This window comes from Streptomyces sp. NBC_00104 (genome assembly GCF_045160825.1).
Taxonomy (GTDB): domain Bacteria; phylum Actinomycetota; class Actinomycetes; order Streptomycetales; family Streptomycetaceae; genus Streptomyces.
On record NZ_CP108215.1, the window covers coordinates 8,338,194 to 8,350,280 of the forward strand.

Sequence of the window (12,087 nt, forward strand, 5' to 3'; positions counted from 1 at the left end):
CACGGTCGGTTCGCACGGTCAGTAGGTGCCTCTGATCCCGTGTCAGCGCTCTGCCGCCCGAGTCGCGTGCCGACGTTTCGGTCGGCGTGCAGTTGGCGAGGTCAGTTGGCGAGGAAGTTGGACACCTCGGTGGTGAAGGCCTTGACGTGCTGGAAGAGGAAGGCGTGGCCGGCGTCGCTGTAGAGGACCAGGGTGGCCGAGTCGAGGTGCTGGACGGCGACGTAGGAGGCCAGGGCGGGGGCCATCACGTCGTGGACGCCGTTGGCGTAGAGGACGGGCTGCTTGATGGTCTCCAGGTTCGCCCGTACCTGCTCGAACGGAACCGCCATGTACTTGCCGATGGCCTCGCGTTGGCGCGTCGCCGCTGTCTCGGACACCGCGGGGCCCCCGGCGGCCAGGCGTGTCGAGACCTTGGTGAGGTGTTCGACCCCGGCGGCGCGGCCCGCGTCGGTCTCGGGGTAGAACAGGTAGAGCATGTCGTCCGCGTCGGCGTCGGGCTTGGCCATGATGCCCTGCACCTTCTCGGGCAAGGGCTGCGCCCCGGGCACCCGGCCGGGACTGCTGCCCGCCACGACCAGTCTGCGGACGAGGTCGGGCCGCCGCAGCGTCACGTGCTGGGCCACGAAACCGCCCATGGACCAGCCGAGCAGATCGGCCTGCGCCAGGCCGAGGGCCTCGATGAATTCGATGGCGCCGTCGGCGAATCCTTCGACGGAGTCGCGTGGTTCGCCGGGCGTGTAGCCGATCCCGATGTTGTCGAACAGGATCACGTCGTGGTCGGCGGCCAGGAGGTCCAGGAACTCCGGGTCCCACCAGTCGATGGTCCCGCGGAAGCCGCTCACCAAGCCGACGGTGACGATGTCGGCGATGCCGTCTTCGATGTCCTTGGCGCGGGTGGCGGTGGCGGTGGAGGCGTTGGCCCGGTTGAGGACCAGCCCGGTCGGCCACGGCTCGCGGAGGGTGTGCAGGACGTCGTCGTCGCCGTGGGCGAGGTGCGGGTAGGCACGGAGCCCGTCCTCGGAGCCGTGGACCGGCGACCGACGCGACTGGGTGGCAGCCGCGAGCGCGGGCCGTGCGCAGGGAATCCGTGGCGCCGGAGACGGCCCTGCTTTCTAGGACAGTTCGCGCTTGAGGATCTTCCCGGTGGCGGTCATGGGCAGGGCGTCGACGAACTCGACGATGCGCGGGTACTTGTAGCCCGCGAATTGCTCTTTTCCCCAGGCTGTCAGCTCGGCCTCAGTCGTCCTGTCGCCGGCCTTCCTGACGACGACGGCCTTGATCTCTTCCCCGTGACTCCGGTGCGGAACTCCGATGACGGCGACCAAGGAGACCGCGGGGTGCTCCATGAGCACCTCCTCGAGCTCGCGCGGGTAGACGTTGAACCCGCCGCGAATGATCATGTCCTTGGACCGGTCGACGATGAAGTAGAAGCCGTCGGCGTCCTTGCGAGCCAGATCTCCGGTGCGGAACCATCCCTGGTCGATGGCCTCCGAGGTGGCCTCGGGGCGCTCGTAGTAGCCCTTCATGATGTTGTAGCCCTTGATCGCGATCTCCCCGACCGCGCCGGGGTCGTCTGCCACGTCCGACCAGTCATCGTTGATGAGCTTCATCCGGACCCCGGCGATGGGCAGGCCGATCGATCCGACGCGGGGCTCCTCGCCGTACCTGGCGAACGACGCGATCGCCGCCGTCTCCGAGAGCCCGTAGCCCTCGAGGATCGTCACACCGAAACGTTCCTTGAACTCTTGATGGATCTTCGCGGGCAGCGCGGAACCACCCGACACGGCGATGCGCAGGTTGGCGGCCAGCCGGGCGACGTCGACGCTGTCGTCGAGTGCCTCGAGCAGGCCCCAGTACATGGTCGGTACGCCGCCGAAGAACGTCACGGCATGGTCGAGCATGAGATCCAGCGCCTCTCGGGCGGAGAACCTCGCCTGCAGGACGAGTGTGCTGCCGAACCCGATGGCGCCGTTCTGGATGACCATCTGGCCGAAGGCGTGGAAGAGCGGAAGGACGCACAGGTAGACGTCGGGCGTCGCAGGGTCCGACGCGAAGAGCTGGACACCGGCTCGGGCGATGTCGTACACGTTCCGGTGTCTGAGTTCCGCGCCCTTGGGCTGCCCGGTGGTACCGGACGTGTAGAGGATGACCGCGGTGTCGTCGTCGGCCCGCTCGACCGTCTCGGACGTCTCCGGCTGCCCGGCGACAGCGGCGGCATGGACCTGGTCCGGGGTGACGCCGTCCACCAACGTACCGCTGCCGATGAGGAAGAAGTGAGCGGCCCGACCGGCGGCCTGAAAGGCCGACCATGCCTCGCGCCCGATCGGGAGCTCCGGACTGCCTTCGACGGCGAAGTACGCCGTCGCTTCGCAGTCGTTGAGGTGGTAGGCGATCTCCCGCGCCTTGAGGAGCACGTTCAACGGCACGACGACCGCGCCGGCCTTGAGGATCCCGAAGTAGATCGTCGTGAACTGCGGGCTGTTCGTGCAGGACAGGGCGACCTTCTCGCCAGGGCGAACGCCGCGCTCGATCAGCAGGTTCGCCACCCGGTTCGACGCCGCGTCGAGTTCCGCGTAGGAGATCCGATCGCCACCGAAGACGATCGCCGTACGCGCGGGGTGTCCCGACGCGGTGCGGGTCAGCAGTCCGGACACGTTCCGGGTCGAACGCGTCATCAATGGCTCCTGGTCCGTGCGTAGTCGGGGCTCCGTGCCGGTCCTGACATCAGGTGGTCAGGAAGTCCTCGCCCGCACGCGCGTCGAGGTGTCCGAGGATGTTCTGGACGGTGCGATCCCGCGCCAGGCCGGAGTCCATCCCGGGTGCGATGATGCCGCGGACCTTCGAGACCACCGTCCATCTGCGCGGACGAAACACCCGCACGTCCCGGCGACACAGGCCCTCGACGATGGCTGCCGCCGCTTGCTCGGGGCTGATGCGCTTGCGCAGGAACCTCGGTTGGGTGCCGAGCAGCGCCTGGGCCACTGGATCCTCGTCGAGGCCCTGCCGGGTCATGTCCGTGTTGATCACCGCGAAGTACGCGGTCGTGACGCTGACACCATGAGCGGCGAGTTCGACCCGCAGTCCACGGCCAAGCTGCTCGACCGCTGCCTTGCTCATCGCGTACGGGATGGCGCCGGCCCCGTTGACGAAGGCGAACACCGACGAGATCAGTACGAGCCGACCACGGTTCTCGATGAGGCCCGGAAGGGCGGCACGGACCGTGTTGAGCGCACCACCGACGTTCACGTCGAAGAGTCGGTCGACCACCGAAGCCGATGACGCCCGGAGGGTCACGCCCCGCCCGAGTACACCCGCGTTCGCGATCACGATGTCCAGGCGGCCGGCGTCCCTGACGACGGTCTCGACCGCTCGGGTCATGTCGCCGAGGTCGGTCACATCGCCGACCAGGTGGGTGACCCGCTCGTCGATCGCCTCGCCCGCGGCCGGGCGGTGCAGATCGATCACGAAGACCCGGGCACCCGCGGCGGTCAGGGACCGCGCGGTCGCCGCGCCCAGGCCCCGGCCGCCGCCCGTCACGAGGGCGACCTTCCCGGCGATCGACCGGTCGGATCTCTCAGTCATCGAGGAACTCCAGAGCCTCAGGGACGAACTCCCGGTGGTGCTGGAACACGCCGCCGTGCCCGGAGTTCGGGTAGATCTTCAATCGGGCGTTCGGGATCCGGCGGGCCATGTCGGCCGAGTTGCTGCTCGCGACCATGAGGTCGTTGTCACCGTTGGCGACGAAGACCGGCTGGGTGATCACCGAGAGGTCGTCGGGTGCGTGCAGTCCGGCCGCGCGGATGGCCTTCAGCTGCGCGCGTCGAGCCTGCAGGGAGATCTTCTCGTCGCGATTCTGAGTACGTTCCTTGAGCCGGGCGAGGTAGTCCTTCGCGGCCCGCCTGCCCTCGGCGTCGCGCGGGAAGAACAGGAACGTCCTGGCGTCCTTCAGGGTGAGCGCGGACTTGACGTACGCACGGACCGCGACCTTGTTGATCTCCTTGATGCCGCCGCCTCCGCGGGGACCGGTCCCGGCCAGGATGATCCGGCGCACGAGCTCGGGTGCCTGCAGGGCGACCATCTGTGCGACTCCGCCGCCGAGCGAGAATCCGAGCAGGTCGACCTTCTCGAGTCCCCTCGCACGGATGAAGGCCACGGCGTCGCGGCCCATGTCCGCGACGTCGGGCGGCACGGATCCTCCCGACGCGCCGACCCCGCGGTTGTCGAACGCGATCACCCGGCGGCGGGCGGCGATGCCGTCGATGATCCTCGGGTCCCAGTCGTCGAGGACGGCCATCAGGTGGTGCAGGAACACCACCGGAACACCACCGGTCGGACCGAGTTCGCGGTAGGCGAACGGCACCCCGCCGACGTCGATCGTGCGCGTGGGCGTGTGGATCCACTTCATGCTCTTTGTCGTCTTCATCTGACCTCACCGGATACGGCGCGAGGACCGCGGCTCTGTAGTATTACGGTCGTTCGTCTTACGATTGTAATGTATACACGCCGGAATGGGTGGCGACAAGGGCTCTGCACCCCGGACAGTCCAGGACGCGCGGGCCGTCGTCGAGGCAGGAGAAGTCCTCCGCAGTGCGAGGCCGGCGCGTCGCGGGTCGCCTGCTCGTCCGCCTCCCGGCCGCGGGGCGCGTCCGCGTGGTGGGCGGCGAGCAGCCGGGCGACGCCGCGCAGGGCGTCGTCGATGTCCGCGCCCGCCCGTACGAGTCGGGAGAGGCGGCGCTCGTCGGGCATGCGGCGCATGACGACGACGGGCTCGGTCGCGTCCGTGGCGGTGGCCCGTCGAGTCCGACGGTTCCGACGGTTCGCGCTCCTTCCATGGCGACTGTCTCCATCTCGTAAGAAGCTGGAAGGGCGGTGAGCGTTTGCCGACGCTCGGACCACTGCCGACCCCGTCCGTCGGCGCGCCGGGCACGGCGCTTCTCCGTCGAGGAGTACCGCAGATCTCTCCGGGCGCAGGTGGCCCGCGAAACGGCGGCGCACGCACGGGCGTGAGGTCCGGCAGGAGGAGGCGTGAGCGGTGGAGGTTCCCCTGGTGGTCGGCATCGACGGGTCGGAGGCGAGCCTTGAGGCGGTGGACTGGGCCGCCGACGAGGCACTCCGGCACGAGCTGCCGCTCCATCTCCTGCACGCGGCCGCGGCGGAGCAGGCGGCGCCCGACCCGGTCGCCGTCGCCTCGGAGCGAGCGAGGAAGAGTGCCCCCGCGGTACGGCTGTCGAGCGAGGTCCTGTCCGAGGACGCGGCGTCCGCCCTGGTGGTCAGCGGGCGCAACGCCTTCGCGCTGGTACTCGGCTCCAGAGGGCTCGGGGACCTCGCCGGGCTGCTGCTGGGTTCGGTCAGCCTGGCTGTGGCCGCCCATGCCGACTGCCCGGTCATCGTGGTGCGCGGCGGGGCGGAGCACCGGAACGGCCGGTTCGGGAGGGTTGTCGTCGGCGTCGAGGACGGGGAGGGCAGTGGCACCGCCGTGCGGTTCGCGTTCCGCGAGGCCCACGCACGGCGCTGTCGGCTCGTGGCGGTGCACGCCTGGAGTGTCCCGGTCGGAAACCCCGGGCCGCCGGGCCTGTCCGGATACGCCCTCCGCGCCCTCGACCGCGCGCCTGCGCAGGTGCTGGCCGACGCACTGGGCGATTCCGCGCGGCGGTACAGGGACGTTCCGGTGAGCAGCGAGGTGGTCGAGGGCCCGGCCCGGCAGGCGCTCCTGGACGCGGCGTCCGACGCCGATCTGCTCGTCGTCGGCGCCCGCAGGCGACACGGGCACGTCGGCTTGCAGCTGGGCCTGGTCAACCACGCCGTGCTGCATCACGCCCCGTGCCCTGTCGCGGTCGTTCCGCAGATCTGACCGGCGTACGGGTCTGACCGGCGTACGTGCCGGGTGGGCCGAGTGGTCGGTCACCGGGGACCTTCGGCCCCGTGACCGGGAGGTGTCGTCGTTGGAAGGTGGTGGGCGAGGCAGAGGTGGTGGGGGGACGCACCAGCAGCGACAGCTGGAGGCCAGAGCATGAGTGCACAGGACTCGCCGCACGCATCCGACCCCCGCCGGCCGGACCACGAGCACCTGCCCAGGGGCGCGAACCCGCTGCGGCGTACGACCGACCGGATCGAAGCCTGGTGGTCCGGATTCCTGCTGCTCGTGCTCGTCCTCGGACTGCCGATGGCTTCGGTGAGCGCGGGGCTGGCGGCGTACGGGTCCGCGACGCGTGCCGTCCAGGCCCAGACCGCGGAGCGGCACCAGGTCACCGCCCGGCTGACCCCGGACCCCGACGCGGCACGGGTCAGCGCCGCGGACGAGAAGCAGAAGGTGCGGCTCAGCTGGACGGGCGAAGACGGCGAGCGGCGGACGGGAACAGCCTATGTGTCGCAGGACGAGGCCGAGCGCTCCACCCTGCGGATCTGGGTCGACCGGGAAGGAACCGTCAAGGCTCCGCCGATGTCCGCGGGCGACGCGCAGGCCACCGGCTGGGTGATGGGCGGCATGACGGCGGTCGGTGTGTACGTCGTCCTCGTCGCCGCGCGAAAGAGCATGCGTCTGGCGCTGGACCGCAGTCGGTACGCACGGTGGGACACCGAGTGGGACTTGGTGGAGCCCCAGTGGTCCGCACGGTTCGGAAGGTGAACGAGCTCGTGGCGCCCTGCCGGTGTCCAGGAGGAGGTGACGCGGATGTCCTCGGCGACGACCACTGATCTGTACGAGGTCACGATGGCGATGTCGTACCTGCGGGAGGGGATGAGCGGCCCGGCGACGTTCAGCCTGTTCGTCCGCGACCTGCCGCCGGGCCGGGGTTTTCTGGTGGCCGCGGGCCTGGAGTCGTCACTGGACTTCCTGTCCGGCTTCCGGGTCGGAGCCGAGGACGTCGACGCCTTCGCCTCGGCACTGCACCGGCCGCCACGCGACCTGGCCCCGCTGCTCGGAACGGAGTTCACCGGACAGGTGAGGGCGGTCCCGGAGGGGCGGATCGTGCTCGCCGGAGAGCCGCTGCTGGAGGTGACTGCTCCGCTTCCGCAGGCGCAGCTGGTCGAGACCTATCTGCTCAACCAGGTCAGCCACCAGACGACGATCGCCTCGAAGGCCGCACGGTGCGTTCTGGCAGCGGCAGGACATCCGGTGGTGGACTTCTCCCTGCGGCGTACCCACGGCCCCCAGGCGGGTTACCAGGCCGCCCGGCTGAGCGGGATGGTCGGCTTCGCCGGAACGAGCAACGTCGCCGCGGCCACCGCCGAGGGGCTGCCCGCCGTCGGCACGATGGCCCACTCCTACATCGAGGCGTTCGGGACGGAGGAGGCGGCCTTCCGCGCCTTCGCCCGCGCGCACCCCGGGCCGTTGACGCTCCTGGTCGACACCTACGACACCGAGGCAGGGGTCCGGGTCGCGGCGCGGGTGCTGCGAGACCTCGACCAGGCGGCCCGTGGGCCCGGCTCGGCCGTACGGCTGGACAGCGGCGACCTCGGAGCCCTGGCGTCACGGGCCCGCGCCCTCCTCGACGCGGCCGGACTGCCGGACGTACGGATCGTCGCCAGCGGCGGCCTCGACGAGTACTCCGTGGACGATCTGGTCCGCTCCGGAGCCCCCATCGACGTCTACGCCGTCGGCACCCGCGTCGGAGTCTCGGCCGACGCCCCGTACCTCGACTCCGCGTACAAGATGGTCGAGTACGACGGCCGGCCGGTGATGAAGCTCTCCTCGGCCAAAGTGACCGCCCCCGGGGCGAAGCAGGTGTTCCGCCGCCCCGGATACGCCGACGTGATCGGGCTCCGCGATGAGCCGCCCCCCGACGGGGGCCTGCCGTTGCTGGAGCCGGTGATGCGGAACGGGAAGCGCACCGCCGGGCGCCCCGATCCGGCGGAGCGGGACGAGAGATACGCCGCGGACCTGGCCGGGCTCCCTCCTGCGGCCCGCCGGATCCGGGCCCCCGTCGCGCCACGGGCGGCGACGTCCGCACGGCTGACCGCTCTCGCCGCCGAGGTCCGGCGCCGTATCGAGGGCGAGCTCCTGGCCGCGGCCGCGGACCCGCGAAGCCACGAGCGGAGTGCGTCCGGATCACAGAGGTCCGCACCGGGACGAGGAGGAAAGTGATGGCACATACCGTGGAATGGAAGGTTCGCCTCCACCTCTTCGAGGATGAGGGAACGACCAAGGCACGTGCGGTGCTGAACACCGGCACCACGGAGCTCACCGGGCACGGGGCCGCCCACCGTAACCCCGCGGACACGGAGGTTCCGGAGATCGGTGACGAACTGGCGGCGGGCAGGGCCATGCACGACCTCGGCCGGCAGCTGGTGGGTGCCGCGCAGCGTGACATCGAGGGCATGGGCGCCGGTGCGACCGAGGGGTGGGCTCCCCCGGAGACCGGCTGGCCGATGCCGGAGCAGCAACAAGGATGATGACGTGGATCACCGACTGGAGGTCCCGGCCGAGGACCTGCGCAGCAGATCGGCCTCGGACACCACGCCGATGGGGTGGTCCAGATCGCCGCATGTCGCCTCTCCGTTCCGGGTGGAGACAGCCGGTGGGCGGTGTTGGCCGGGTGCCGAGCGGGTCTGGAGCCATGCACGCGCAGGGCGTCGCGGATGGTGGCGGACCGGCCGCGCGGCCACGGGGATCGGCGGAGCCCTCATCCCGTGCGGTGGCACGCCGTGCGTGGGACGTTGGGAACAGCAGGCATTCTGAGGAAACGGCGGCGATCATGCGAGCTCAACTCGGCGATCAACTCGTGGTCGAGAGCCCTGCCACCGGCGTCACCAGGCGCGACGGCGAGGTTGTCGGACTCCACCACGAGGATGGAACGCCTCCCTACGACGTGCGCTGGTCCGACACGGACGAGGTGACGCTCGTCTTCCCCGGGCCCGACGCGCACATCCGTCACATCGAGCACAGGCCCGGGAGCGCTCACGAGCCTTCCCGGCCCCCCACGGACCGGACGGGCGGGCAGCGTCGCGCAGGGCCCGGCGGGACCCCGCCGGGCCGGCCGCCCAATCCCGGTGACATCGGCCGCCGCGTCGCCACCGAACGCACCCGCCGAGGCCTGAGTCGGGAGGAGACGGCCCGCCGCGCCAGAATGGCACCGGAGTACCTGGCCTATCTCGAGGAACAGCCGGCCGACCCGACCACGGCCAGTCTCATCAACCTGGCCGACGCGCTGGGCACCAGCCTCGCCGCCCTGCGCGGGGGTGGCGTCGATCTGCCGCCCGGCCAGGGCGAGGCGCTGCTGCATCCCCGACTGCGGGACCTCGACCCCGACGAATGCCGGTCCCTGCTGTCCACGCACGGCGTGGGACGCGTCGCGGTCACGACATCGGACGGTCCGGCGGTGGTCCCGGTGAACTACGAGGTCGTCGACGACGCGATCGCGTTCCGGACCGCGCCGGGCTCGGTCCCGGCGGCGGCCGTGGGATCGGAGGTCGCCTTCGAGGTCGACCATGTGGACGAGGCCATGAGCCAGGGCTGGAGCGTGCTCGTCGTCGGACCCGCGCGGGCTGTCACCGATCCCGACGCGGTGCGCGAGTTGACCGATCACGCCCACACCACGCCCTGGGCAGGGGGCGAACGCGAGATGTGGGTGTCGATCCGGCCCACGCGCGTCACCGGACGGCGCATCACTCCGGCCGAGCAGTGAGGGAGGGAGGAGCCGGCCGAGCAGTGAGGGAGGAGCGCCGTCCGGGCCCGCATCGCCGCACCCTCACCCCGTGTCCTGCGGGCCGCCCGGAGCGGGGGACTCGCCGGTGAGCCGGGGATCGACGTCCACGACTCCCTCGATGGCGCGCACGAGGCGCACGGCGACCGAGATGAGCGAGGTGTCGCGGATGTGTCCACGGAGGGTGACGACGCCCTCGTGGACGTTCACGTGGATGGCGTGGCTGAAGGCCGGGAAGAGGTAGGACACCACGGTGCGTCGCACCTCCTCCTCGATGTCCTCGTCCGGCCGCAGGAAGACCTTCAGCAGATCGGCACGGCTGACCATGCCCTGGAGCATGCCCAGGTCGTCGACCACCGGCAGCCGCTTGACGTGCCGGACGGCCATGATCCTGGCCGCCTGGGCCAGAGTGGCGTCGGGGTGGACGGTGACCGCGGGAGTGCTCATGAGCTCCGCCGCCGACAAGGCCCCGGCCTTGGCGATGTCGGACAGGCGCCCGCGTTGTTCGTAGAGGCTCGGATCGCCCTCGCGGAACTCCTCCTTGGGCAGCAGGTCGGCCTCCGAGACGACGCCGATGACGCGCCCTTCACCTTCCAGGACCGGCATGGCGCTGACCCGCCACTGCTCCATGGTCCGCACGATCTCCTTGAAGGGCGCGTCGCGTCCGACGGCCACGACCGTCTGGGTCATCACATCGCTCACGATGTGCGGGGTCTCAGGCACTGCGGCCCCTCCTCTCGCCTCGTCAGGGCATTTCGCCCGCGCCGTGGGGCGCGTACAGGTCGAGCAGCCGTTCCCGGGAGGACCTGAGCCGGCGTGCGAGCACGCCGACGACGTAGGTGCACAGCTCGTGATCCAGCACAGGGTCCTTCGCGCACATCGCACGAACGGTCGCCGCGTCGAACTCGTAGGCGCGCACCGGGCTGGCGGCCTCGGCTCCCAGGTGCCAGTGATGGGGAGGAACCAGCCAGGACCAGCCCAGCAGTTTCCCGGCGCCGAGGGTCTCGATGATCGCCGCGCGTCGGCCGGGCACATGCAGGTCCAGGGCGACCGTGCCCGTGTGAATGATCCAGAAGCGGTCGGCCTGGCCGCCTTCGTCGAAGATGCGATCGCCCATCCCGAACGACACCTCCCGAGCGACCGACATGAGCAGCTCGCGATGTTCCTCGGTCATGGCGCCGAAAACGCCGGTTCTCACCACCACAGCGGCCGTCCCTTCTTCGTGATCTCGAAGCGGATCGGGCTCCTGTCCGGTCACCGACGTCTCAGCACGCGGCCCATGCGCCCGGTCATGGCGGCGCGGTGGTGGCCGTATGACTCCACGATCGCCGCAAACCGACGGGGCGCAACCCGGGCCGAGGCCCGCCGGACGTCGATCCGCGTGTCGCGGTGGGCCCGGCGCGGTGCGACGGTGTTCACAGGAGGCTCTCGCAGTGGCCGGCCGGGCAGAGAGGCGGTGGGGATCATGACGCTCCCCTTGGTCGTGGGTGTCGACGGTTCGGAGTCCAGCCTGCGGGCTGTGGACTGGGCGGCGGACGAGGCGACGCGCCACGGGCTACCGCTACGGGTTGTCTACGCCTCCTTGTGGGAGCGCTACGAAGGAAGCCGCCCTTCCTTCACCACCGACCGCCCGTCCGAAGAGATCATGGCGGAGCACATCGCCGCGTCCTGCGCGGAACGCGCCCAGCTCCGCAGCCCGGAGCTGAAGGTGTCGGGCGAGGTGCTGCCCGACGACGCCGTGTCCGCGCTGCTGCACGCGGGCCAGGAATCCTCCGCCCTGGTCACGGGCTCCCGCGGCCGCGGCGAGATCGCCGGGCTGCTGCTGGGGTCGGTGAGTCTCGCGGTGGCCGCCAGAGCGGTCTGCCCGGTCATCGTGGTCCGCGGCGGGGAACAGAACGGGCAGGGCTCCTTCGGCCGCGTCGTGGTCGGCGTGGGCGGCCCCGCCGAGGGCTCGGCCGCCGTACGGTTCGCCGTCCGCGAGGCCGAGGCGCGCGGTTGCGCGTTGCATGCCGTACGGGCCTGGCGCCGTCCCGCTCATGAGCACGTGGACCACCCTCTGGTCGCGGACGACGCCGCCCGTGCGAACGAGGAACGGGCCTCCACCTTCCTCACCGACGCCCTCCGCGACGCCGTACGGCAACAGCCCCGGGTCGACGTGCACCGCCAATCGGTGGAGGGCCCCGCCCACAAGGTCCTTCTGGAGGCGTCGGCCGACGCCGACCTGATGGTCGTCGGTGCGCTCAGGCGGCACGGCCATCCCGGTCTGCAACTCGGCAGGGTCGCCCACACGCTGCTGCATCACGCGGACTGCCCGGTGGCGGTCGTCCCGCAGCGCGCCTGAACTCCGGCCGAGGGCCGCGCTCCTCCTGCCCGACCGGGCCGTCACCGTCGCACCGGGAGAGACGCGCACGCTGCTTCCGCGGGAGGACTGATCCACGGGAATCGA

At 70.9% G+C, this 12,087-nt stretch carries 12 protein-coding genes and 1 pseudogene; 6 read left to right on the plus strand and 7 right to left on the minus strand.

Annotated features, from left to right (window positions below; translation table 11 throughout):
• Nucleotides 1-101 precede the first annotated feature (101 nt).
• The 5 genes and pseudogenes from OG272_RS36585 to OG272_RS36605 form a co-directional block, all read right to left on the minus strand.
• Complete coding sequence (locus tag OG272_RS36585) at nt 102-842, minus strand: alpha/beta fold hydrolase (protein ID WP_405895523.1); 741 nt, start codon at nt 840-842, stop codon at nt 102-104.
• 270 nt (nt 843-1,112) lie between these two features.
• Complete coding sequence (locus OG272_RS36590) at nt 1,113-2,675, minus strand: long-chain-fatty-acid--CoA ligase (RefSeq protein ID WP_405895524.1); 1,563 nt, start codon at nt 2,673-2,675, stop codon at nt 1,113-1,115.
• 49 nt (nt 2,676-2,724) lie between these two features.
• Nucleotides 2,725-3,582, minus strand: coding sequence for an SDR family NAD(P)-dependent oxidoreductase (locus tag OG272_RS36595; protein WP_327727474.1), 858 nt, complete (start codon nt 3,580-3,582; stop codon nt 2,725-2,727).
• Nucleotides 3,575-4,423 (minus strand): alpha/beta hydrolase, encoded by an 849-nt coding sequence (locus OG272_RS36600; RefSeq protein WP_328224178.1) that lies wholly within the window; start codon nt 4,421-4,423, stop codon nt 3,575-3,577. Before OG272_RS36600 ends, OG272_RS36595 begins: the two co-directional genes overlap by 8 nt.
• A gap of 167 nt (nt 4,424-4,590) precedes the next feature.
• Nucleotides 4,591-4,773 (minus strand): annotated as a pseudogene (locus tag OG272_RS36605) (gluconate kinase); the annotation flags it as partial.
• Nucleotides 4,774-5,032: 259 nt separating this feature from the next.
• Between OG272_RS36605 and OG272_RS36610 the strand changes: the two are divergent.
• The 5 genes from OG272_RS36610 to OG272_RS36630 all read left to right on the plus strand — a co-directional run bounded on the left by OG272_RS36610 (nt 5,033) and on the right by OG272_RS36630 (nt 9,623).
• The gene (locus OG272_RS36610; protein ID WP_326576047.1) at nt 5,033-5,851 is read left to right on the plus strand and encodes a universal stress protein; all 819 of its coding nucleotides are present in this window, start codon (nt 5,033-5,035) and stop codon (nt 5,849-5,851) included.
• Nucleotides 5,852-6,010: 159 nt separating this feature from the next.
• Nucleotides 6,011-6,625 (plus strand): hypothetical protein, encoded by a 615-nt coding sequence (locus OG272_RS36615; RefSeq protein WP_326576045.1) that lies wholly within the window; start codon nt 6,011-6,013, stop codon nt 6,623-6,625.
• A gap of 45 nt (nt 6,626-6,670) precedes the next feature.
• Nucleotides 6,671-8,083, plus strand: a complete 1,413-nt coding sequence (locus OG272_RS36620) for a nicotinate phosphoribosyltransferase (protein ID WP_405895525.1) — start codon at nt 6,671-6,673, stop codon at nt 8,081-8,083.
• On the plus strand, nt 8,083-8,391 hold the full coding sequence (locus OG272_RS36625; protein ID WP_326576041.1) for a DUF1876 domain-containing protein: 309 nt from the start codon (nt 8,083-8,085) through the stop codon (nt 8,389-8,391). The genes OG272_RS36620 and OG272_RS36625 overlap by 1 nt, the downstream gene beginning before the upstream one ends.
• Before the next feature lie 302 nt (nt 8,392-8,693).
• On the plus strand, nt 8,694-9,623 hold the full coding sequence (locus OG272_RS36630; protein WP_326576039.1) for a pyridoxamine 5'-phosphate oxidase family protein: 930 nt from the start codon (nt 8,694-8,696) through the stop codon (nt 9,621-9,623).
• Nucleotides 9,624-9,686: 63 nt separating this feature from the next.
• On the opposite strand, the gene OG272_RS36635 is transcribed toward OG272_RS36630, so the two are convergent.
• Together OG272_RS36635 and OG272_RS36640 are read right to left on the minus strand one after the other, a co-directional pair.
• Entirely contained in the window at nt 9,687-10,364 is a 678-nt protein-coding gene (locus OG272_RS36635) for a CBS domain-containing protein (protein ID WP_327727472.1), read from the minus strand.
• Between the two features lie 22 nt (nt 10,365-10,386).
• Nucleotides 10,387-10,815: a cyclic nucleotide-binding domain-containing protein gene (locus OG272_RS36640; RefSeq protein WP_327732099.1), complete on the minus strand. Its 429-nt coding sequence runs from the start codon at nt 10,813-10,815 to the stop codon at nt 10,387-10,389.
• A 291-nt stretch (nt 10,816-11,106) separates the two neighbouring features.
• Between OG272_RS36640 and OG272_RS36645 the strand changes: the two genes are divergently transcribed.
• Nucleotides 11,107-11,982 carry a universal stress protein gene (locus OG272_RS36645; protein WP_405895526.1) on the plus strand — a complete coding sequence of 292 codons (876 nt, stop codon included), beginning with the start codon at nt 11,107-11,109 and terminating at the stop codon, nt 11,980-11,982.
• Nucleotides 11,983-12,087 lie beyond the last annotated feature (105 nt).